General features: G+C 70.1%; 24 protein-coding genes and 1 tRNA gene. 18 read left to right on the top strand and 7 right to left on the bottom strand.

Going from position 1 to position 20,985, the window contains the following annotated elements; all coding sequences use genetic code 11:
* Nucleotides 1–37: 37 nt before the first annotated feature.
* A complete protein-coding gene (locus tag ABZ664_RS37630; RefSeq protein WP_362521693.1) occupies nucleotides 38–526 on the bottom strand; it encodes a hypothetical protein in 489 nt (162 codons plus the stop codon).
* Here ABZ664_RS37630 and ABZ664_RS37625 point away from each other — a divergent pair.
* The gene (locus ABZ664_RS37625) at nucleotides 516–716 is read left to right on the top strand and encodes a hypothetical protein (protein WP_350945828.1); all 201 of its coding nucleotides are present in this window, start codon (nucleotides 516–518) and stop codon (nucleotides 714–716) included. The two genes, ABZ664_RS37630 and ABZ664_RS37625, sit on opposite strands and share 11 nt — an antisense overlap.
* A gap of 49 nt (nucleotides 717–765) precedes the next feature.
* On the opposite strand, the gene ABZ664_RS37620 is transcribed toward ABZ664_RS37625, so the two are convergent.
* Entirely contained in the window at nucleotides 766–1,278 is a 513-nt protein-coding gene (locus ABZ664_RS37620; protein ID WP_362521691.1) for a DUF523 domain-containing protein, read from the bottom strand.
* Nucleotides 1,279–1,364: 86 nt separating this feature from the next.
* Between ABZ664_RS37620 and ABZ664_RS37615 the strand changes: the two genes are divergently transcribed.
* From ABZ664_RS37615 to ABZ664_RS37575, 9 genes are all read left to right on the top strand, one after another.
* Complete coding sequence (locus tag ABZ664_RS37615; protein WP_362521689.1) at nucleotides 1,365–1,727, top strand: hypothetical protein; 363 nt, start codon at nucleotides 1,365–1,367, stop codon at nucleotides 1,725–1,727.
* Nucleotides 1,724–2,104 (top strand): hypothetical protein, encoded by a 381-nt coding sequence (locus ABZ664_RS37610; protein ID WP_362521687.1) that lies wholly within the window; start codon nucleotides 1,724–1,726, stop codon nucleotides 2,102–2,104. The genes ABZ664_RS37615 and ABZ664_RS37610 overlap by 4 nt, the downstream gene beginning before the upstream one ends.
* A 66-nt stretch (nucleotides 2,105–2,170) precedes the next feature.
* The gene (locus tag ABZ664_RS37605) at nucleotides 2,171–2,875 is read left to right on the top strand and encodes an SRPBCC family protein (protein WP_362521686.1); all 705 of its coding nucleotides are present in this window, start codon (nucleotides 2,171–2,173) and stop codon (nucleotides 2,873–2,875) included.
* A gap of 382 nt (nucleotides 2,876–3,257) precedes the next feature.
* Nucleotides 3,258–4,496 carry an MFS transporter gene (locus tag ABZ664_RS37600; RefSeq protein ID WP_362521684.1) on the top strand — a complete coding sequence of 413 codons (1,239 nt, stop codon included), beginning with the start codon at nucleotides 3,258–3,260 and terminating at the stop codon, nucleotides 4,494–4,496.
* Nucleotides 4,497–4,726: 230 nt separating this feature from the next.
* Nucleotides 4,727–6,157: an MFS transporter gene (locus ABZ664_RS37595; protein ID WP_362521682.1), complete on the top strand. Its 1,431-nt coding sequence runs from the start codon at nucleotides 4,727–4,729 to the stop codon at nucleotides 6,155–6,157.
* A 19-nt stretch (nucleotides 6,158–6,176) separates the two neighbouring features.
* Nucleotides 6,177–6,249, top strand: a tRNA-Ala gene (locus tag ABZ664_RS37590).
* A gap of 404 nt (nucleotides 6,250–6,653) precedes the next feature.
* Nucleotides 6,654–7,133 (top strand): hypothetical protein, encoded by a 480-nt coding sequence (locus tag ABZ664_RS37585; RefSeq protein WP_362521680.1) that lies wholly within the window; start codon nucleotides 6,654–6,656, stop codon nucleotides 7,131–7,133.
* A 42-nt stretch (nucleotides 7,134–7,175) separates the two neighbouring features.
* The gene (gene sigJ / locus ABZ664_RS37580; RefSeq protein WP_362521679.1) at nucleotides 7,176–8,120 is read left to right on the top strand and encodes an RNA polymerase sigma factor SigJ; all 945 of its coding nucleotides are present in this window, start codon (nucleotides 7,176–7,178) and stop codon (nucleotides 8,118–8,120) included.
* 104 nt (nucleotides 8,121–8,224) lie between these two features.
* Nucleotides 8,225–9,424 (top strand): FAD-dependent oxidoreductase, encoded by a 1,200-nt coding sequence (locus tag ABZ664_RS37575; protein WP_362521677.1) that lies wholly within the window; start codon nucleotides 8,225–8,227, stop codon nucleotides 9,422–9,424.
* A gap of 187 nt (nucleotides 9,425–9,611) precedes the next feature.
* On the opposite strand, the gene ABZ664_RS37570 is transcribed toward ABZ664_RS37575, so the two are convergent.
* Nucleotides 9,612–10,046 carry a hypothetical protein gene (locus ABZ664_RS37570; RefSeq protein ID WP_362521675.1) on the bottom strand — a complete coding sequence of 145 codons (435 nt, stop codon included), beginning with the start codon at nucleotides 10,044–10,046 and terminating at the stop codon, nucleotides 9,612–9,614.
* A 158-nt stretch (nucleotides 10,047–10,204) separates the two neighbouring features.
* Here ABZ664_RS37570 and ABZ664_RS37565 point away from each other — a divergent pair, with 158 nt between their 5' ends.
* From ABZ664_RS37565 to ABZ664_RS37540, 6 genes are all read left to right on the top strand, one after another.
* Nucleotides 10,205–10,864: a DUF998 domain-containing protein gene (locus ABZ664_RS37565; RefSeq protein ID WP_362521673.1), complete on the top strand. Its 660-nt coding sequence runs from the start codon at nucleotides 10,205–10,207 to the stop codon at nucleotides 10,862–10,864.
* A 42-nt stretch (nucleotides 10,865–10,906) separates the two neighbouring features.
* A complete protein-coding gene (locus ABZ664_RS37560; protein WP_362521671.1) occupies nucleotides 10,907–11,278 on the top strand; it encodes a YciI family protein in 372 nt (123 codons plus the stop codon).
* The gene (locus ABZ664_RS37555; protein WP_362521669.1) at nucleotides 11,275–12,573 is read left to right on the top strand and encodes a DUF6596 domain-containing protein; all 1,299 of its coding nucleotides are present in this window, start codon (nucleotides 11,275–11,277) and stop codon (nucleotides 12,571–12,573) included. The genes ABZ664_RS37560 and ABZ664_RS37555 overlap by 4 nt, the downstream gene beginning before the upstream one ends.
* A gap of 63 nt (nucleotides 12,574–12,636) precedes the next feature.
* Nucleotides 12,637–13,554: a diacylglycerol kinase family protein gene (locus ABZ664_RS37550; RefSeq protein ID WP_362521668.1), complete on the top strand. Its 918-nt coding sequence runs from the start codon at nucleotides 12,637–12,639 to the stop codon at nucleotides 13,552–13,554.
* Between the two features lie 211 nt (nucleotides 13,555–13,765).
* Nucleotides 13,766–13,954, top strand: a complete 189-nt coding sequence (locus tag ABZ664_RS37545; protein WP_362521666.1) for a hypothetical protein — start codon at nucleotides 13,766–13,768, stop codon at nucleotides 13,952–13,954.
* A complete protein-coding gene (locus tag ABZ664_RS37540; protein WP_362521664.1) occupies nucleotides 13,951–14,388 on the top strand; it encodes an SRPBCC family protein in 438 nt (145 codons plus the stop codon). The genes ABZ664_RS37545 and ABZ664_RS37540 overlap by 4 nt, the downstream gene beginning before the upstream one ends.
* Before the next feature lie 81 nt (nucleotides 14,389–14,469).
* Here ABZ664_RS37540 and ABZ664_RS37535 read toward each other — a convergent pair whose 3' ends face one another.
* A complete protein-coding gene (locus ABZ664_RS37535; RefSeq protein ID WP_362521663.1) occupies nucleotides 14,470–15,291 on the bottom strand; it encodes a MerR family transcriptional regulator in 822 nt (273 codons plus the stop codon).
* Between the two features lie 121 nt (nucleotides 15,292–15,412).
* Between ABZ664_RS37535 and ABZ664_RS37530 the strand changes: the two genes are divergently transcribed.
* Both ABZ664_RS37530 and ABZ664_RS37525 read left to right on the top strand, forming a co-directional pair.
* Nucleotides 15,413–16,153 carry a methyltransferase domain-containing protein gene (locus ABZ664_RS37530; RefSeq protein ID WP_362521661.1) on the top strand — a complete coding sequence of 247 codons (741 nt, stop codon included), beginning with the start codon at nucleotides 15,413–15,415 and terminating at the stop codon, nucleotides 16,151–16,153.
* Between the two features lie 116 nt (nucleotides 16,154–16,269).
* Nucleotides 16,270–17,103, top strand: coding sequence for a hypothetical protein (locus tag ABZ664_RS37525; RefSeq protein ID WP_362521659.1), 834 nt, complete (start codon nucleotides 16,270–16,272; stop codon nucleotides 17,101–17,103).
* A gap of 144 nt (nucleotides 17,104–17,247) precedes the next feature.
* Here the strand turns inward: ABZ664_RS37525 and ABZ664_RS37520 are convergent, their stop codons facing one another.
* From ABZ664_RS37520 to ABZ664_RS37510, 3 genes are all read right to left on the bottom strand, one after another.
* Complete coding sequence (locus ABZ664_RS37520; protein WP_362521657.1) at nucleotides 17,248–18,489, bottom strand: serpin family protein; 1,242 nt, start codon at nucleotides 18,487–18,489, stop codon at nucleotides 17,248–17,250.
* A 73-nt stretch (nucleotides 18,490–18,562) separates the two neighbouring features.
* Complete coding sequence (locus ABZ664_RS37515; protein WP_362521655.1) at nucleotides 18,563–19,189, bottom strand: hypothetical protein; 627 nt, start codon at nucleotides 19,187–19,189, stop codon at nucleotides 18,563–18,565.
* A 58-nt stretch (nucleotides 19,190–19,247) separates the two neighbouring features.
* The gene (locus tag ABZ664_RS37510; RefSeq protein ID WP_362521653.1) at nucleotides 19,248–20,633 is read right to left on the bottom strand and encodes a selenium-binding protein SBP56-related protein; all 1,386 of its coding nucleotides are present in this window, start codon (nucleotides 20,631–20,633) and stop codon (nucleotides 19,248–19,250) included.
* Nucleotides 20,634–20,985 lie beyond the last annotated feature (352 nt).

The following is a 20,985-nucleotide window of genomic DNA, read 5'->3' as shown; positions in this document are numbered from 1 at the left end:
TAACGGTAGTGAACAGTGGGACATATGACGTAATAATTCACGATATGCGGCAGACGCTGGGGTTCATAGCGGTGTGGTGCGGGGCCACCGTCCTGGCGATCTCAGTTGCCTGGTTCGGCGTCCGCGACGTGCTCCGCAGCGAGGTCTTCGAGGACGCGAGCATCGAACCCATCAACGCCGCCATCGGGCGTACGGGAGACTCGCGACTCCCTCGGGGAGCGCCCACGGGACCGCAGGTGCTCGGCACGCCGACCGCGGCCTCCTCCGCGCCGGACCGGACCCCGGCGCCCCGCTCCACCGCACCCGCACGCGGCACCGCCAGGCCGAGTTCCGCCCCCTCCCCGTCGAGGACCGCCGCGGCGCCGGCACGCACGCGGGAGGGTGATTCCTCCCGTTCCGGGCCGTCGTCCGCGCCTTCCAAATCGAGCAGGACCCAGGCGGCCACCTCGTCGCCCACCACGCCCAGGGCGACGGCCACCAGGACGCGATCGATCTCCACCGAGAACCTGCGCGTGGTGAACGTCAAGGGTGGTTCGGTCTCGTTCGCCATCGAGAACGGCGTGTGCCGTCTGATCGCCGCCGCGCCCAACGCGGGCTACGAGGCCAAGGTCGCCTCGGCCACCGGCTGGATCAGGGTCGACCTCGTCCAGGGAGAGCACGGTTCCGCGGTCTTCTGCATCGGAGCGGAGGGCCGCACCGACCTGTGGGAGTACTAGGCCGGCCCTGATGGACACCGGGGCGAGTGGGGAGCCGCGGGGCCGGTCTTCAGGTGGGGCCTGGGTGCCGGTCGCCGAGTTCGCGCAGTCGCGCGGCGGCCTCGGCGACGCGCTCCTCGCAGAAGACCGCGATGCCGTGCCGTTCGAGCAGGGCGGTGGTCACCCCGTGGCCGGGCACGCGCCCGCCCCCGAAGGCGCCGTCGTAGATGACCAGGCTGCCACAGGAGGGACTGCCCTCCTTCAGAATCGCCACCCTCACACCGTGGGTCCGCGCGGCGGCGAGCGCCGCCCGCGCGCCGGAGAGAAAGGCCTCCGTGACGTCGGCGCCCTCGGCGGTCAGCACCCGGGCCGCCCCGGACAGCACCGCCTCACCTCCGGCGCCGCCCTCGATCTCCGCGGCCGGGCGCGGCACGGGCAGACCGCCCTCGACCTCGGGACAGAACGGGATAAGCCGCCCCTGTTGCCGCCACGCGGCCAGCAGGGCGTCGCCGCTCGTCTTGGCGGCCCCGTCGTAGCGGACCTTCCGTCCCATCAGGCAGGCGCTGACCAGGATCCTCTCCACGGACCCAGAGTACGTGGCGCGGAGCGGAGGGCGAGGGGTCCGGGCAGTACCCTGCTGCCCATGCTTTTCGATCCCCTGAGGTCTCGATGATCGGCCCGCTCGCGACCGGCCTCATCCTGCTGTCGCTGTTGGTCGGGATCTTCGCGCTCGTGAGCACGGCGAGGAACAGGGCGATGAGCAGACCGCTCCTCGTCGCGCTCGGAGTGCTGGAGATCGGCCTGCTCGTCCAGGCCGGGTTCGTGATCGCCGCGCTGGTGAGAGGTGAGGGGCCCGCGGAGACGGCCACACTCATCGGCTATCTGGCGGGCAGCCTGGTGATCCCGCCGGTGGCGGCGTTCTGGGGGATCGGTGAGCGGTCGCGCTGGGGGCCCGCGGTGATCGCGGTGGCGGGTTTCGCGATCCCCGGCATGGTCGGGCGGATGCTCCAGATCTGGCAGGGGCTGCCGTGAGCGAACCGGCGATCGGCAGCGGGCCGGGACGCGCGCTGGTGGCGGTCTACGGAGTCTTCGCCCTCGCCGCGGGGGCGCGTGCCGCCGTGCAGATCGCCACCCGGTTCCAGGAGGCACCGGTGGCCTACGCGCTGTCGGCGTTCGCCGCGGCCGTCTACATCCTGCTCACCGTGGCGCTGGCCAGGGGGAACAGGACCCTGGCGCTCGTCGCCTGCGGCGTCGAGCTGGCCGGGGTGCTCATCGTGGGAACGCTCAGCATGGTCGACCCCGAGGCTTTCCCGCGTGCCACGGTCTGGTCGGGTTACGGGAGTGGATATCTTTTCATCCCGTTTGTGCTTCCGATCCTGGGCCTTTACTGGCTTTTGCGGCGCCGCTAGTTAGGCCCGTGCCTCACCGGGCAGGTCTGCTTCCCGAACCGACCAAACCACAAGGGAGGCACGGTCATGAGCTCGATTGAACAGTCAGTGGACGTCAACGTCCCGATCCGGACCGCGTACAACCAGTGGACCCAGTTCGAGAGCTTTCCCGAGTTCATGGAAGGCGTCGAGTCGATCAAGCAGTTGAGCGACACGCGTACGGCGTGGGTCGTCGAGATCGCGGGGGTCCGCCGGGAGTTCGAGGCGGAGATCACCGAGCAGCACCCCGACGAGCGGGTGGCCTGGAAGTCACTGGAGAAGCCGCACCAGGCGGGTGTGGTGACCTTCCACCATCTCGGCCCCGACAGCACCCGGGTCACGTTGCAGATGGAGTACGACCCCGAGGGGTTCGTCGAGACCGTCGGTGACTGGCTGCAGCTCGTCCGGCTGCGCGTTCGCGGCGACCTGGAGCGTTTCAAGACCTTTGTCGAGTCGCGCGGCGACGAGACCGGCGCGTGGCGCGGCGACGTTCCCGGCCCGCACGAGCGCGGCGGCGATGTCGCCGGCACCGGTGGGGTCACCGACCGACCTCTGGGCGACCGGGGCCTGGGGGAGCACCGCGGCACCGGTACGGGAGGCGGTCACGGATTCGACGAGCCGGTGCCTCCGCGTACGGTGGGCCAGCCCTACCCGGCGGACCCGGATCTTCCTCCGCCCGGTGGTGAGCCGCTGCCCCCGGCGGGGCGCAGGCCTGGTGAGGAGCCGCCGCTCACCCCGGGGCCGCGTATCTGACGCTCGTCGGCCGGGGCCGCGTGCCCGGAAACCGCCGCCCGGACCTGGGGGACTCTCGTCCGAGGCGCGCGTCCGGTGCGGTCGGTCCCGGGCCGCGCGTCCGATCCCAAGTCGCGCTCGGTGACGCCGCCCAGGCGTCCGTCGCCCGAACCGTCCGGGATTCCGGGCATCCGGAGGCCGGGGAGTCGTACCGGTGCGTGAGAAAGCCGGGCCACGTTCTGTAAAGAGGAGCGTGGCCCGGCTTTCACGTTGTCAGTGATTCGCGCCCGTTCGGATTCGACACGCCAGGTCAGGAACAAACTGAAGTTTCACTCCTGTTACAGTCGGGGTCAGCCAATCATCCTACGATTGGATGAAACCACTGAGGAGGACTGAAACCAGCATGAGCGTGCTCACCCATCAGACCAGGGGCCGCACCGGTGGAACCACGGGCTCTCTCGCCTGGTTGCTCGTACTGGGAATCGTCCTCGCGGCACTGAACCTGCGTACCGCCGTCACGAGCGTCGGACCGGTCCTCGACCAGATAACCTCCGGCCTCGGCATGACCGCGGTCGGAGCCGGGCTGCTCACCACGCTCCCGGTGCTCATCTTCGCCTCGGTCGGCGCGGTGACGCCCGCCCTCGCCGTGAGGGTCGGAGAGCACCGCCTTCTGCTCCTCGCCCTCATCGTCCTCGGTGCGGGCCTGCTCATCCGCTCGATGGTGGGCTCGGCCGAGGTGTTCCTCTACAGCAGTGCCCTGGCGCTGTCGGGCGGCGCGGTGGGCAACGTGCTCATCCCCAGCCTGATCAAGCGTCACTTCCCCGGCCGGGCCGGGACCATGACCACCGTCTACACCACCGCCCTCGCGGTGGGCACGATGCTCGCGGCCGCCGCGACCGTGCCCATCCAGCGGGCCACCGACGGCAACTGGCACGTTGCCCTGGGGGTGTGGGGGGCGCTCGCGGCCGTCGCCGCCATTCCGTGGCTTGCGCTCTCGCGCAGTGAGCCGGAGCGGCGCGGCGCGAGCGGGGGCAGCGAGGGCACAGATGCCCGTGCCCTGCTCCGTAGCAGGCTGGCCTGGGCGGTCGCCGCCTATTTCGGCACCCAGAGCATGGTCGCCTACATCATGTTCGGCTTCCTGCCGAAGATCCTGACCGACGGCGGCTACACCACCGCGCAGGCGGGCCTGGTGCTGGGCGTCTTCACCGCGATCGGCATCCCGGTCTCGCTCCTGGTGCCCTCGATCGCGTCGAGGTTCTCCGACCAGAGGCCCGTGGTGGCCGCCTTCGTCGTCTTCTACACCGTCGGATTCCTCGGACTCTGGCTCGGTCCCTCCGGCCTGGCCTGGGTCTTCGCGAGCCTGGTGGGCGTCGGCATGGGGTCGTTCCCCCTCGCGCTCACGATGCTCGCCATGCGCACCCGCACTCCCGAGGCGACGGCCGCGCTGTCGGCCTTCGGGCAGAGTGTCGGATACCTCATCGCGGGTGCCGGGCCCCTGGTCGTCGGCGTCATGCACGAGTCGACCGGCGGCTGGACGCTGCCGTTCCTGCTGCTGTTCGCGGTGGTCGCCGTCCAGTTCGTGACCGGCTGGCACGCCGGTCGTCCGGTATATCTGGAGGACGAGCGGTCCCCCGCGCGCTGATCGACCGCGTCGGTGTGGCTCGCGTCCCTTCGGGGGCGGCGCGAGCCGCACCGGCATGACACCGGGGCATGACACCGGCATGACGAGGTGACGCCGATCACGGACTTGACGCGCGTCGCCCGTTCTGGCGGAAAGGCCGAGGGGGTTCGGCCGACCGCCACCCGGTAAACAGTTGTTTACCGTCGCCCTTTACCATGCGAAGGCGGCAGTCGACAGCGGAGGAGCGGGCAGTGACGGGAACGACCCTCGCCGAACCTGGCACCACACGGCAGGGCAGGCAGCTCTGGCTGACCCTGGTGGCGCTCTCCACCGCCGGGATGGTCGTGTCCGTGCAGCAGACCGTGGTCATCCCGCTGCTGCCCAGGCTCATGGTCACCTTCGGTGCGTCGGTGGCCGAGGTCACCTGGGTCTTCACCGCCTCGCTGCTCGCCGCGGCGGTGGCCACGCCGCTGCTTTCGCGCCTCGGGGACATGTACGGCAAGAAGCGGATGATCCTGTTCACCGTCGGCCTGCTCGTACTGGGCTCGCTGGTCTGCGCCCTGTCCGGTTCCCTCCCCGTGCTGATCGCCGGGCGGGCTCTGCAGGGCGCCTCGGCGGCACTGATCCCGCTGGCCATCGGCATGATCAGGGACACCTTCCCGCCCGGCAGGGTCATGACGGCGATCGGGGTGGTGAGCGCCACCATGGGGGTCGGCGGCAGCCTCGGTATGATCGTCACCGGACTGATCGCCGACCGCACTCCCGACCACCACCCGGTCTTCTGGATCACGGCGGGGCTCAGCGCGCTCGCGATCGTTCTCATCGTGCTGAGCGCTCCCGGAGACGGAGCCGGCGCCGGGGGCCGTCCCGACCTCATCGGCGCGGCACTGCTGTCGGCCTGGCTCGTCTGCCTGCTGCTGGCGATCTCCAAGGGCAACGACTGGGGCTGGAGCTCGGGAGTCGTCCTGTGGCTGTTCGCGGGCGCGGGCGGATTCTGTGCCGTCTGGGTCTTCAGTCAGCTGCGGCTCCGGGCGCCGATGGTACGGCTCCACCTGCTCGTCGGGCGTCAGTCCCTGCCGGCCAACGTGGCGTCGATGCTCCTGGGTTTCGCCATGTTCGGCTCCTTCACCCTGGTCTCAGGCTTCATCCAGACGCCCTCGTCCACCGGGTACGGCTTCGGCGGGTCGGTCCTCGACGTCGGCGTCTACGCCCTGCCCAGCACCGTGACGATGCTGCTCGCCTCCTTCACGGCGGGCCGTCTCTCCGCCCGGCTCGGTGCCGCCTACTCCCTCGCCCTCGGCGCGGGTCTGTGCGCCACCGGATTCGGCTGGTTCACCTTCTTCAACGACTCGGTGCTCCATCTGGTCGGCTCCAACGCCGTACAGGGCCTGGGATTCGGCATCGGCTACGCCGCGCTGGGGGCCCTCGCCGTGCAGCACGTGTCCAGGGACCAGAGCGGCATCGCGAGCGGCATCAACTCCCTGGTCCGCTCCATCGGCGGCAGCCTCTCCGGCGCCGCGACCTCCGCGCTCCTCACCTCGATCACCATCGCGGGAACCTCCGTCCCCTCCCGTGACGCGTACGTGATCTCCTTCGGCATCATCACCGCGAGCGCCGCGGGCTCCGCGGCCGTCGCGCTCGCGGCCGGAATGAGGGCGCGAGGACTGTCCCGAATCGGCTAGGATTTCATCTGCATCGCAAGGGGCTATGGCGCAGCTGGTAGCGCGCCTCCATGGCATGGAGGAGGTCTGGGGTTCGAATCCCCATAGCTCCACGTGTGACCGGGACTTGCGGGTCCGTCTTCAGAGGCGGCTTCCCGCAGGTCCCGTTCTCGTTTACCCGACAGGACGACCCCCGGGCCCTCCCGCTCGGAGTCCGGGGCGAGTGCCTTGGGGCCGAGTAGCTGCGCCTTTGCTGACAGGTCTCTTCCGGTGGCCGACGTTCGCCTTTTGTGTGGTGGCTCCGTTGCGGGCCTCCTATTTCCTGCGGTGGATATGCGACATGCGATGCGGGCGATAAAGGCAGCGGGAGGAATCCTCGTATGGCTGACACGGTCGCCCCGTTCGAGCTTTTCGGCTCCGATTATTTTCGTGATCCCTATACGGCGCTTGACTGGTTGCGGGTCAACTCGCCTGTTCATCGATATGTTTTCCGCTCGGCGACGTCCCCATGTGGGTGGTGACCAGATACGACGATGCTCAGGTCATCCTCGCCGACACGCGGTTCAGCACCGCCGAGTGGCGCGGGAGCGCCGAATTCCACGCGGCGGGGTTGTCCATCGGCGGAGAGAGCATACTGGCGCAGCCCATTCCGGGGCTCGATCCGCCGCAGCACACCCGGGTCCGGCGGTGCGCCATGAGCGCGTTCACCCCGCGCGCCGTCGAAAAATGGCGGGAGGATATCCGGCGCGTTATCGACCTGACCATAAAAGATTGGGAACCGGGGCAGGAGCGGGATCTGGTGGCGGAGTTCGCGGTGCCGATTCCGCCTTCCGTGATCGCGACGCGTCTCGGGTTCACCATGGAGGGGAGGGAGGATCTCGCGCGGGATGTGGACCTGCTCATCTCCACCGACCCGGACGACATCTCGCTGGCCGGGGAGGTGGCGGACTGCTGTCCCCGTGAAGCGATCACCCTCCGTTCCCGGAACCCTGATTGAACCGTGGCAGCCGATTCGCGCCGCGCGACCTAGGATCGGGCCATGCCGTTGACCGCGAACGACGTCGGCCGGTTCGAGGCCTCCAGGCCGCGCCTGGAGGCCATCGCCTACCGCCTCCTCGGCTCCAGCGGGGAGGCCGAGGACGCCGTGCAGGAGACGTTCCTGCGCTGGCAGGCCGCCGACGTCGGCCGCATCGAGGTCCCCGAGGCCTGGCTGACGAAGGTCCTCACCAACCTGTGCCTCAACCAGCTCACCTCCGCGCGGGCGCGCCGCGAGACCTACGTGGGCCAGTGGCTTCCCGAGCCGCTGCTCGCCGGAGACCCGATGCTCGGCCCGGCCGAGACCGCCGAGCAGCGCGAATCGGTCTCGTACGCGGTCCTCACTCTCATGGAGCGCCTCCATCCCAACGAGCGGGCGGTGTACGTGCTGCGGGAGGCCTTCGGCTACTCGCACCGGGAGATCGCCGAGATCCTCGACATCACCGAGGGCGCCAGCCAGCAGATCTTCCACCGGGCCAGGAAGCGCGTCGCGGACGGCAGGGCCCGAACCGAGGTCGACGAGGCCGCGACCCGGCGGATCGTCGAGGAGTTCCTGGCGGCCGCGGCCGGCGGTCAGGTCGAATTGCTCGTGCGCCTGCTCACCGAGGACGCCGTCTCGATCGGGGACGGTGGAGGGAAGGTCCCGGCCCGCGCCACGGCGTTCGAGGGCTCCGTCGCGGTCGCGAAGTTCCTGCGGGGCCTGTTCGCGTTCGGCAAGGGCGTACGCGCCGTGGTGGGCGGCGTGCCCGAGGTGTACGCCTGGACCGCCAACGGTGACCCCGCCGTCGTGGCCGTCATGGACGGCAGGGTCGTCGGTGTCATGTGCCTGGAGGTCACCGCCGAGGGCATCGCCGCGTTCCGTCACCAGGTCAATCCCGACAAGCTCGACCGCGCGACCGCGCGCTGGGCGGCCACCGACCACGGGGAGCCCCTGTTCGGCGCCTCCTGATCACTTCTCGATCGCTGTGTGAGGTGCTTCACATCGCGTTCCTGTCAGGAAACGGCGGGCCGCCCGGTTCAAGGGGCAAATCCGCACGAGATGGGAGCAGGGGAATGCAGCACCGCATCATCGTTCTTGGAGCCGGATATGCCGGAGCCATCGCCGCCGGTCGCCTCGCCAGGCGGCTGCGCCGCGAGGACGTCGCCATCACCCTTGTCAACGCCGAGCCCGACTTCGTGGAACGCGTCCGGATGCACCAGCTGGCGGTCGGCCAGGACCTCAAGCCCCGGCCGCTCAGCGAGATGTTCGCGGGCACCGGCGTCGAGTTGCGGGTCGCGGAGGTCACCGGCGTCGACGTCGACGGCAGGACCGTCGCCGTCGTCGACGCGAACGGCGCGGAAGAACTCGCCTACGACACGCTCGTCTACGCCCTGGGCAGTGGCTGGAACTCCCAGGGCGTCCCCGGGAGCACCGAGCACGCCTACGAGATCGCCGGCCGTCCCGGAGCACTCCGGCTGCGCGAGCGCCTCGCCCGCCTGGGCGCCGGACAGACCGTGGTCGTCGTCGGTGGCGGTCTCACCGGCCTGGAGGCCGCGACCGAGATCGCCGAGGCGCGCCCGGACCTCGACGTCGCGCTCGCCGTCCGCGGCGACCTCGGTGACCGCTTCTCGCCCAGGGGCCGCGAGCACCTGCGGAAGGTCCTCGACAAGCTCAAGATCACCGTGCACGAGCACACCGCCGTCACCGAGGTCGAGGCCGAGCGCGTCACCACCGACGGCGGCGGGGGCATCCCGGCCGCGGTCACCGTGTGGACCACCGGCTTCGCCGTCCACCCGATCGCGGGGGCGACCGACCTGGAGGTCACCGGCACCGGCCGGATCGTGGTCGACGAGACCATGTGCTCGGTCTCGCATCCGGAGGTGTACGCCGTCGGCGACGCGGCGATGGTGACGGGCCCGGGGGACAAGCCGCTGCGGATGTCGTGCGCCTCGGGAATTCCGACCGCGTGGCAGGCCGCCGGGGCGATCGCGGCACGCCTGACCGGCGGGAGACTCCCGAACACGCCGATCCGCTACGTCAACCAGTGTGTCTCACTGGGCCGGAAGGAGGGCTTGATCCAGTACGTCACAGCCGACGACCGCGCCCTGCGGACGGTCCTGACCGGAGGGCTCGCGGCCGTCTACAAGGAGTTGGTCTGCAGGGGTGCCGCCTGGAGTGTCGCCAACCCGACGTTCGGGCTGCCGGGTCGGCGCCCGCGCGTCACGCGGGAGCGGGTCGCGGCGACCAAGGTGACGGGTTCGGTCATCGAGTAAATCCGGATGACCACGTTGTCACGGTCATCCATGCCGCAGGAGCGGTGGTGTACGACCTGCCCGTGCCGGCTCACCATGAGTTCCGGCCGGGCATCTGGTCGACACCGCCAGGGGCCCTGGTGCGCGCGCCGCCTTGGAGAGGCGTTCCCGGAAGGCCTCGGCCTGCCGGGCCGGCAAGGTGCCGACGTCAGATCCGGGTCATGGCGGAGGCGTACCCGCCTCCGCCGGGGTAGACCCAGGCACCGGTGACGGTGGTGCCGTCGGCGCTGAACGTGCCTTCGTAGTAGGCGGGGCCGCCCTTCGCGCCGCCCCAGATGGTCAGCTTGTCGCCTGTCAGCTCGTACACGTAGTCGAGGGTGTTGCCGGTCGAGTCGTAGAAGCGCGACACCACGTCCGTGGCGGCCGGTTCGCCGAACGGGCGCAGGTTGCCGATCACTTCCAGGCCGGTGACGGACTGGCCGAACTGGGTGAGGTCGACATGCTGGAGCAGGAAGAAGCCGCCGGGCATCCACTCGTACCGCACGGTTCCCTCGGCGCCGCCGGTGACCGCCCAGGTGCCGACCAGGCGATCCAGGGCCCGCACGTCGACGCTCGGCCGGTAGGTCTGGGTCGTCTCGGACATCTCATTCTCCTTGTGGCCTTGGTGACTGCTTGCCGGTACCTCGGAGCGCGCTTGGGAGATTCGACGCGAGTCGGATGTGTTTCAGATCACATCGCGATCGTGTCGAGAGCCCGGGTCCGGCCCCGAGGTAGCGGAAGGAACCCACCAAGGAGGAAGTCATGGCCACCACCGCGCCTCACACCCCGGCCGCCACCGGCAGTCCTGCCGTCCGCCGCTCGGTCGGCCACCTGTTGCTCGCCGGAGCCCTGGCAGGGCCGGTGTTCTTCACCTCGGCGGCCGTCCAGATGCTCACCCGCGAGGGCTTCGACATCACCCGCCATCCGATCAGTCAGCTCTCCACCGGTGATCTCGGCTGGATCCAGATCGCCACGTTCGTACTCGCCGGTCTGGGCGGCCTGGCCTTGGCCGGCGGTGTCGGCCGTACCCTCACCGAGGGGATCGGCAGGCGGGCGCTGCCCATCCTCATCGGGGTCTTCGGGGCAGGGATGATCGCTGCGGGCGTGTTCACCATGGACCCGGAGAACGGCTTCCCCGCCGGAACCTCCGACGGGCCGGTGGCGCAGATGTCCTGGCACGGCATCACGCACTCGGTCGCGGCCGCCGTCTCCTTCACCGCGCTGGCCATCGCCGCCGTCGTGCTGGCCGTCCGGTGCGCCCGCCGCCGGGCCGTACCGGCGGCCATCGGCAACGGCACCGCCGCGATCGTCCTGCTACTGCCCATGTCGCCCGATCACATGAGCATTCAGATCGCCGTCAACGGCTTGGTCGCCTTCACCTGGACGACCGTCCTGGCCCTGTCCCTGCGCCGCCCCACCTGACCTCGCATACGCTTTCCCGAACGTTCGGAAAGAGGACGCACCATGAAGTACCTGCTGCTCAGCTACACCCCGGCCGCAGCCTGGGACGCCGCGACCGCCGACACCCCGTCGGCGGAGGCGATGGCGGCGTTCGCCGCCTACCAGAAGTTCGAGCAGGAACTGATCGCCACCGGCGAGTTCGTCGGCAGCGAGGGCCTCGGTCATCCCGCGGTCAGCACCACGGTCCGCAAGACCGCCGGCGGCGTGGTGGCGACCGATGGACCGTTCGCCGAGCTGAAGGAGGTGCTGGCCAGCTTCGCCGTCATAGATGTATCCGGTCAGGAACGAGCGGTGGAGATCGGCTCGCGGATCGTCGAGGTGCTGGGTGAGCCGATCGAGATCAGGCCGATCATGGGCGAGGACTTCACAGCGTGACCGACCATGCCGAACCGGCGGTCGGCAGGATGGCGGGGAAGGCGCACGCCGGTATGAACGCCGGCATCGAGCACCTGCTGCGCACCGAGGCGCCACAGGTGCTCGGCGCGTTGGTACGGCGCTTCGGCCGCTTCGACGTCGCCGAGGACGCGGTGCAGGAGGCACTGCTCGCCGCGAGCCGCACCTGGCCGGCCGACGGCGTGCCGGACAATCCGCGCAGCTGGCTGATCCGCATCGGCTACCGGCGAATGGTCGACCTGCTCCGCGCCGACCAGGCCCGACGCCGGCGCGAGCAGGACGCCGGCGTCGCCGAACTGGCCATGCGGGAACCGGGCCGTCGGCCGGGCCCCGCGCGGGAGACCGACGACAGCCTCGCCCTGCTGCTGCTGTGCTGCCACCCCGCACTGAGCGCCACCTCCCAGGTGGCGCTTACGCTGCGGGCCGTGGGGGGCCTCACGACCGCCGAGATCGCGCACGCCCATGGAACTCCGGAGAACACCATGGGCACCCGGATCAGTCGCGCCAAGCAGCAACTGGCCCGCGCCGGCGCCCGTTTCACCCCGCCGGCCGACACCGACCGCGACAGCCGGATGGCCGCCGCGATGCGGGTGCTCTACCTGATCTTCAACGAGGGTTACACCGCCTCCACCGGTGACCGGCTCGCCCGCGTCGACCTGACCGGCGAGGCCATCCGGCTGACCCGCGCGCTCCACGCCTCCGTGCCCGCCGACGCCGAGATCACCGGCCTGCTCGCGCTGATGCTGCTCACCGAGGCCCGCCGTCCCGCCCGTACCGGCGGCCACGACGAGCTGGTGACCCTGGACGAGCAGGACCGGTCGCGATGGGACCGCGACCTCATCCGTGAAGGCACCGAGCTGATCGACGGCGTCTGGAGCCGCCGCGAGGTCGGTCCCTACCAGCTGCAGGCGGCGATCGCGGCCGTGCACGCCGCGGCCACCTCGCCGCAGCAGACCGACTGGCCGCAGATCGCGGCGCTCTACCTGTGGCTCGAACGGCTCACCCCCACCCCACCGGTACGGCTGAGCCGGGTGGTGGCCGTGGCCAAAGCGTACGGACCGCCCCGAGGACTGGCCCTGCTCGACGACCTCAACCGCCGCTTCCGGCTCGACCGTGACCCGCTGATCAGGCAACGCGAACGCGCCGTGCGCGCCCACCTGCTGCAGATGACCGGCAACGTGGGCGACGCGGCGAGGCTGTACCGTGAGGCCGCTTCTCTGACCGGCAACCAGATCGAACGGCGCTATCTGCTCGGCCGGGCCGACCGCCTCGGCTGACGTTTGCCGGTTCGGGGTGAGGGCAGCCGTTGGGGGATCCGACGTGGCGTTACAGGAGGTCAGATGCTGCCCCGGAAGCAGAAGGTCGGCACGGTCGCGGTGATCGCCCACCAGAAGAAGACGTTCGGCGGAGGGCTTGACGAGCTGCGCAGGCTGCTCGCCGACGAGGGTGTCGGTGAACTGCTCTGGTACGAGGTGCCCAAGAGCAAGAAGGCGCCGAAGAAGGCGAAGAAGGCGCTGAAGGAAGGGGCCGACCTGGTCCTGGTGTGGGGTGGCGACGGCATGGTGCAGCGCTGCGTGGACGCGCTCGCGGGTTCCGGTGTCACGGTCGGCATCCTCCCCGCGGGGACGGCGAACCTCTTCGCGCAGAACCTGGGCATCCCCGAGGACCTGCCCAAGGCCGTGGACATCGCCTTTCACGGCGAGAGCAGGAAGCTGGACCTCGGAAAGGTCAACGGGGAGCACTTCGCCGTGATGGCCGGGGTCGGCTTCGACGCGGCGATGATCGAGGACGCCGACCGGGGGCTGAAGGACCGTCTGGGGCGGGTGGCGTACGTCTGGACGGGACTGCGCCACGTCCGGGGAGAGCTCGTGCGGATGAAGGTCAAGATCGACGGCGTGACGTGGTTCGAGGGTGAGGCGAGCTGCCTGCTGCTGGGCAACGTCGGCACCATCACCGGCGGTGTCGAGGCGTTCGACGACGCGCGTCCCGACGACGGATGGCTGGAGATCGGCGTGACCACCGCGGAGGGGCCGATCCAGTGGGCCCGCGTGCTCGGCCGGATGAGCGTGGGGCGGTCCGACGAGTCGCCGTTCGTCAGGATGACCCGGGCGCGCAAGATGACCGCCACGTTCGCCACTCCCATGACCTACGAGCTGGACGGCGGCGCGAAGGGCAGCGTCACCGAGCTCAAGGCCAAGGTCGTGCCCGGCGGCATCACCGTCCGTGTCCCCGAGTCCACCGGCTCCGACCAGCCGTGATCGTGGATCGCCCGGCCAGGCCGGTGACGATCGTGAGCCGTCGGCTCTGATCGGTGGTGATCGTGGGGCGTCGTGCACCGGCGTCGGCCTACGCGACATTCGGGGGGCGTCGGGACGCCCCCCCGAAACCCCCTTTTAGTTAGCATTCATGACAAATACATATTCGATATGGTTCATCGACTGATTTCGCTTAACGGGAAAGAGCGGGGCGATGACCGGGGAACACTGGACGGAGAACGTCGCCCCCGGCGTCGAACACGACGCCCCGTCGGGCCCCCGTAGGGACCCCGTGCCGGTCCTTTCCGCTCCAGCCTCACGCGACGACGCCGCCGCCGACGTTGCCCAGGCCCGCCCGCGGACCGAGCCCGAGCGGCCGACAGGGACCGTGTACGAGCTGTGATCGAGGTGAGGGTCTCGATCGAGATGGACCACCCCGCGGCCGACATATGGCGGATCGTCGCCGACTTCGGCCAGGACCCCCGCTGGCGTGCGGGCGTGACCACGATGGCGCCCGACCCGCCGGGAATCGTCGTCCCGGGCACCACCACCGAGGAGATGTTCCGTTTCGCCGGACGCGTCTACTACATCAGCGGTGTGGTGACCTCGGTGGTGCCGGGAAGGGAGTTCCTCTGGCGGGGAACGTCGGGGATCGAGGTCGTGGGCGGCAGATCGGTCGTGCCCCTGGATGACGACCGATGCCTGCTGACCATCTGGTTCCGGGTGAGGCCCCCGGGTCTGCTGCGCCTGCGCGCTCCCATTCTCGGACGCATGCTCAGGCGCAAGCTCCAGCGGAACGCCCGCCGCCTCGGTGACCTGGTCACCTCGGACGCGTGACGTCGTCCACGGGTGGAGATCGCCTCGGCGGCCCGTCGTTCGCGATGCCGGACCGCGGGTGACCGCCGCCCGCGGACGACGTCACGCCCGGGTGACCGTCATCTGCAGTTCGGTCACCCAGTTGTCGTAGTCGCCCTCGGGACAGTCGATGGAGACCTCCCTGGCCAGCCCGACACCCCGGTAACCGTGCTCGTCGATCCAGTGGGCCAGCGTCTGGAACGTCGGGCCCACCTTCTCCATCGAGCCGCGGTGGATGATCGTGGCCGCCTGCTCGATCTCCGGCAGGTCCACGACCGCGAAGTCGTTGTCGTCGCTCGTCTCCGCGGCGACCTCCAGCCCGGCGTGCACGATCACCCGGCCGTCGGCCTCTGGTTCGTAGCGGGCGATGCCGTACCCGGTGACCTTCACACTGGCCGCGTCGACGCGCCGGCACAGCTCGGCGAAGAGGGGCTGGATGACGGGGCTTATGTCCTCGCCTTCGTAGCTGGCCGCGACGGCGGTGAGTTCCGCCACGCGTGTCGAGGGGATCGGCTTGAGAAGGACCTCTTCGGGGTGCATGTGACCTTCCTTGGTGATCGTCGTGAGCCGTATCTCCACCCGGAGGAGCCGGGCCGTGTCCGCCGCGATCCGCTCCTCCAACTCGGCGCGGCGCAGCCGCAACATCCCGTACAGTTCCGCGGCGTCGACCCGCTCGTCCAGGATCGAACAGATCTGGCGCAGGGTGAGGCCGAGATCCTTCAGGGCGATGACGCGGTTGAGCCGTGACAGCTGGTCGGCCCGGTAGAAGCGGTGGCCGCTGTCCGGGTCGACATGGGCGGGCCTGAGCAGGCCGATCGCGTCGTAGTGGCGCAGCATGCGCACCGACACCTGGCCGAGCTGGGAGAACTCTCCGATACTGAACATGGTGCTTCCAGGTATAGGGGCTGACACCGTGTCAGCCGCAACCCCTCCTGCCCCTTCGTCGGGGTCGCGCCCGGAGATAACCGGTTGTCCGGCGGTTCGGCACCGGGTGAGTATGGCGACCATGTCGCTGCGTTTTCACGAGATCGCCGAGGGCGGTCATCGCATCCTCAACCCGTTCACCGACGACAAGCTCGCGCTGCTCGGCGAGGTCGCCAGGCTCCGGCCGGGAATGCGCCTGCTCGATCTGTGCTGTGGCAAGGGGGAGATGCTCTGCCGGTGGTCCCTCGCGCACGGGATCGAGGGGGTCGGCGTCGACATCAGCGACGTCTTCCTCGACGCGGCGCGCGCCAGGGTCGAGGAACTCGGGGTGGCCGATCGCGTCCGCCTGGAGAAGGGCGACGCGGGGGCCTACCGGGCGGAGGCGGGCGCGTTTGACGTCGTGTCCTGTCTGGGGGCGACCTGGATCGGCGGCGGGCTGGAGGGAACGGTCAAGCTGATGCTCCCCGCACTGAAGGACGACGGGATCCTCCTCGTCGGCGAGCCGTACTGGACCTCCGAGCCGCCCGCCGGGGCGTACGAGTCGTTCGGCTTCGGCCCGGACGACTTCACCTCGCTGGCCGGGACGTTCGACCGGTTCGAGGCGGCGGGGGTCGAGGTGCTGGAGATGGTCCTCGCCGACCCCGACAGCTGGGACCGCTACATGGCGAGCCAGTGGTGGACGCTGAGCGACTGGCTGCGCGGCAACCCCGACGACCCGGAGGCCGAGGAGGTGCGCGACTTCCTGGAGCGCTCCCGTCGCTCGCACGTCGAGTACGGCAGGCGATACCTCGGCTGGGGCGTCTTCGTGGTGCGCCGCCGTTGACGGCTACTGGCGGGTAGGAATAGGTTCCTGGAGACCGGCCGGTCGGTATGCAGGGGGGCCGACTCCGCCCGGCACGAGACCGAGGACCCCGACCGTTCCACTGAACTGGAGGCGTGATGACCGACGTCCGGCTCGCCCGTCAAGCCTGGCGCCGCCTGGAGCCCGTCCACGGGATGATCTATTTCGTGCCCGAGGCCACCGAGCGCTACGCCGCGCTCGGCCTCGATGACCGCGCAGGCTACTTCGCCTCCCGTGCCGCGGCCTTCGGCACCGCCTCCGCCGAGCTGGTCATCGCGACCTTCTACAACTTCCACCCCGCCCTGGTGCGGCGCGCACTTCCCGCCGCGTGGCAGGTCACGACCCCGGAGAAGCTGCTCGCGGCCCGTCTCGAAGCCGCGGGAGCGGCACTGCGCCGGGCCGGGATCCACGAGATCGACACCCTCGCCGAGACGACGGAACTCGCCGTCCGCGCCGCGGAGAGGGCGTGCGAGCATCCCCAGGGGCGCCCACTGTTCGCCGCGCACGCCGCGTTGCCCTGGCCCTCCGAGCCGCTTCAGCGGCTCTGGCACGCCCAGACGCTGCTTCGTGAGTTCCGGGGTGACGGGCACGTCGCGACCCTGCTGGCCGAGGGCGTCGGCCCGCTGGACGCGCTGGTCCTGCACGCCGCGGCCGGGCACGTCCCCACGGTGTTCCTCAAGCTCAGCCGCGACTGGTCCGAGGAGGAGTGGGCCTCGGCCGAGGAAGGGCTGCGCGGGCGCGGCCTGCTCGCCGGCGACGAGCTCACCGAGGAAGGCGCGGCGCTCAGGCAGCGGATCGAGGACCGCACCGACGAGCTGGCGCTGCCCGCGTACGCCGCGCTCTCCGACGACGAACTGGCCCGCCTGGCGGAGCTGGCCCGCGTTTTCGGCCGGACCGTGGTGGACAAGGGCCTGCTCCCCTTCTCCCGCTGAGTCCGCGAAGGATCGCGCTCTCGCGCGGTCACCTCCCGCCGGACAGCGGGGTCTTCGCGGGCCTTCCGCCGGGCGGGCCGACTCGCTTTCACACGGTCGGCTCACTTTCACACAGTCAGGTCGCTTTCACACGCTCGGGCGTCTTTACGCGGCCGGGTCGCCGACCTGGCCGACAAACAGCGGGGTCAGCGTCGGCCGGTGAACGATCACGAAGGCGAACGGGTGGTCGGCGCGGATCTCCGCCTCTGGCGGGGCCGGGGCCGACAGGAGGAAGGCGAGGCCGGTGACGGCGGCGGCCTCGGTACCCCACTCGTCCACGGTGATGTTGGCGCGGTGGATCACCTGGTCGAGGAGGGCCCCGTCGGTGATCCCCGAGTAGTCGGTCCCCCGCAGCCCCAGCCTCGCGAGCGGTTCCGCCAGATCCAGGCTCGTGGAGAAGTCCCACCGGGGCATGGCGAGCCGCACCGGCCGCTCCTCAAGCCCACGCGCCACCTCCGCCATCACAACGGGGGAGAGCAGGTCGCCGGGGGAACCGCCCGCTCGCGGCAGGAGGACCCACATGGCCAGCTCGTCTCCGGCGTAGCGCAGCTCCACAGCCTGCCAGCCGGATCCCGCCGCGTACGGGAGGAAGCCGTCTTTGCGCATCAGGGTCGTGCGTGTCGTCGTACCGTCCGCACGGGTGAAGGTGGCGCCCTCTTCCGGCGCGTCGGTGAACGGTGCCGTCCAGTCGGCCCGCAGGTAAACGGCGTTGGCGATGACCAGCCTGGTCTGCGCGGGCAGGTCGTCGAACACCTTTCTGATCCGCCCCGCGGTCCGCTCCTCGGCCCAGGCGTTGATGACCTCCGTGGCGTCGCCGGTGAAGTCCACCTGGCGCACGCCCGTGCCGTACTGCGCCGCGAGCGTACGCAGGAACTCGGGCTTGACGTTCAACCCCTTCTGGGTGAACAGGTCGTTGGCGATGCCCACGACCGGTGGTTCGGACGCACCCGCCTGGGCGTCCCGCTCCGCGTCCGGTTCTGGGAGGGGAGGCGGAGCGTCGGTCGTGACGATCTGCCTGGTGAGCGCGTTGAGCGAGGTGTGCGGCCCGCCGGAGGGGAAGCCGAAGACCGCGTCGAGTTCGGTGGCGGTGTCTCCCGCGGCTCCCGCCCTCGCCAGGCCGAAGGCGTAACCGATGCTCAGAGGCGACAGAACGGTGTTGGCCCCGGGTTTCGCGGTCGCGACGAACAGGGCATGCCCGAAGGAGGTCAGACCGCGTACGGTCTCCTCGATCGGAGGATCCTTCGGGGTCTCCCGTTCCACCCCTTTCGCGGTGATCACACTGGACTCGGTCATGGCACACGCCGAGAGGGCGGCGACGGCCAGCAGGGCGGGTAACAGTCGGCGCATGATCCTGAAACGTACGCCGCCGCCGGGCGGTTCACCCGGTTCGCGTGGGGTTCGGCTCGCCTGCCGGGCGGCATCAGGTGATCGCGGCGAAGGCGCCGGCCCCGATGAGGGCGACGGCCCAGGCGAGGTCGAGGTTGAACCACGCCTTGCGGAGCACCGCCACGCCCAGCCGCTCGTAGACGACGAGGGCCAGAACGGTCGTCGTCACCAGCATGGACACCGTATGCACCCCGGTCGTCAGCAGGCTCTGCGAGGCCAGCGCGGCGGCGTCGTGCCCTTCGTGGCCCCCGTGCCCGCCATGTCCGCTGTGCAGGGTGACGGGGAGCACCATCAGCCCGGCCCCGTGAGCGGTGGCCATCAGGAACGACCACCCGGCCAGCTGCCACTTCGTCACCTTCATGCCGACCCAGCGGGGATGGCGCCGTCTCAGCAGCCGCCAGAGGCCGAACCCGCACACCACGGCCGCCACGCCGTACGAGACCGCTTTCGGCGGGGCGGCCAGCCGGGCCGCCGACACCAGGACGAGCGTGATCAGCACCGAGCCCGCGTGGCCGAGCACGATGGGCGGCAGCGCGCGCAGCACTCCTTCGCGAGAGCGCTCCTGCAGTCCGAGCGCGACCGCGAAAAGCCAGCCCATGGCCGGGTTCAGGCCGTGGAAGGCACCGAGCCCGGCCAGGATGATCAGGGACGTCAGATCCATCGGGTGCGCCTCGCGGAGAGTGGGAAGGTGTCGACGTCCGGTGGGAAGGTGGCCGGGATCACGGGAAGCAGTAGGAGTCGGAGGAGGAGTCGCCGCCCTGCAGACGGATCTGGTGCGCGCGGCGGCCGTCGGAGGAGAAGTCGACGAAGAAATCCGGATCGAGGGCGATCGAACCGTCGTCGGCGATGTCCACCTTCGCCATCCAGCCGGAGATGCCGTCGGGGTAGAAGACGTCGTCCCAGGAGCGGTAGAGCGAGTTGGTGAAATAGACCCGCCGTCCGTCCCTGCTCGCCTCGACCATCTGCGGCCCTCCGTTCAGCGCCCGGCCCTGAGCCGCCGGGTGACCGTCGCGCCTGGCGATCCCGCCGATCCGGACCGAGCCGGTCTCGCGTGGCGCGAACGGGTCGGAGACGTCGTACGCCTTGAGCTCGCCGGTGCCCCAGGCGGAGACGAGCAGGATCCGGTCGTCGAGGGTGAGCGAGATGTCGCTGACCAGCGGTGGCACGGCGCCGAACTGCTTGAGCGGCTCGGGCAGCAGGTCGGGGTCGGCGGGCTCGGCCGGGATCGTGATCGTCTTGCGCGCCTTCCAGACGCCGCCCTCCAGGTACCACGTGAAGATGTTGGCCGACAGATCCTCGACGTTGATCACGGTGTTGACGAAGCCGTAGGTCTTGGTCGGGTCGTGGGCGGGCCGGAGCTCCAGGGCCATCTGGTGCTGGTCGCCCAGGTCGATCTCCTGAAGGTGCCTGCGCTTGGCCAGGTCCCAGACGTGCAGCCTGTGACCGTACTGTCGGCCGACCAGAAGCTCCAGCGAGGGTCCCGGCTCGATCTGGTTGGGTGTTCCCCACTCGCTGGAGATCATCGTGTCGTGCCCGAGGTGCCACCAGAAGTCGTAGTGCAGCCGCTGCGTCCCCCGGTCGGCCTCCCAGCGGCCCTTCGGATCGAAGGTGTCGTGGTCGAGCGTGAAGATCCCGCCGGGCGCGTCGCCGTCCACGTCGCCGAGCGCGCTGACGTAGATGGCGTCGGTGCCGCAGTGGACGGTGTGCGGGCGGCTGTAGCCGGTCTTCTCGAAGATCGTCTCCGGTTCGATCGTCTTGACGAGCTTGGGGCGCCGGGGGTCGTCCTTGACGTCGAAAATGTAGATTCTGCTGGACCTCAGACCGGGAAGGACCAGGTAGCGGCGCTCCACGTGCGGGTGTGGCGCGTACGGGCACAGGGCCGCGCTGCACACGTTCCAGCCGAAGTGGTGGAGCTCGTCGCCGGGGACGGACATGTCGTGCACGTCGGCGATCGCCCCGGTCGACAGGTCGATCGTGGCGAGCCCGTCGGGCCGGCCGTCGCCGGTCGCGGCGAGCAGTGCGACGTAGGCGAGCTCCTCCTTCGGGGCCGTCATGGCCTCACGGGCCGACGGGTAGAAGGTGGGATCGGGCTGGATGAGTGCCACGGTGACTCCTGAACTCGTAGCCGGAATCGATACCCAACTAATCATGTAGGAAAACTGACTGTTGTCCAGTGGTCATTTTGTGTGACCGGTGCGGACTGGAAGGGGCGCACCTTCTCACGGTCTCCTGGCCGGTGAAACGAGGGAGCCGCTCGCGCGACCGCGAGACCTCCCCGTAGGGATGGCCATCGGAGGGTTTCGAAAGACTCGCGGAAAGGGCGCCGAACAGGAGGAGAGGTGGGGGGGGGGGGGGGGGGGGGCCCCGCGGGGGGGGGGGGGGGGGTGGGCGGGGGGGGGCGGCGGGTGCAGACCGCGAAGGCCCACAACCGCGCAGCGCTGAGGGAGAAGAACACAG

It is taken from the genome of Streptosporangium sp. NPDC006930 (assembly GCF_040635605.1).
Taxonomy (GTDB): domain Bacteria; phylum Actinomycetota; class Actinomycetes; order Streptosporangiales; family Streptosporangiaceae; genus Streptosporangium.
Note: the sequence above shows the minus strand (reverse complement) of the source record. Positions and strands in the feature narration are given on the sequence as shown.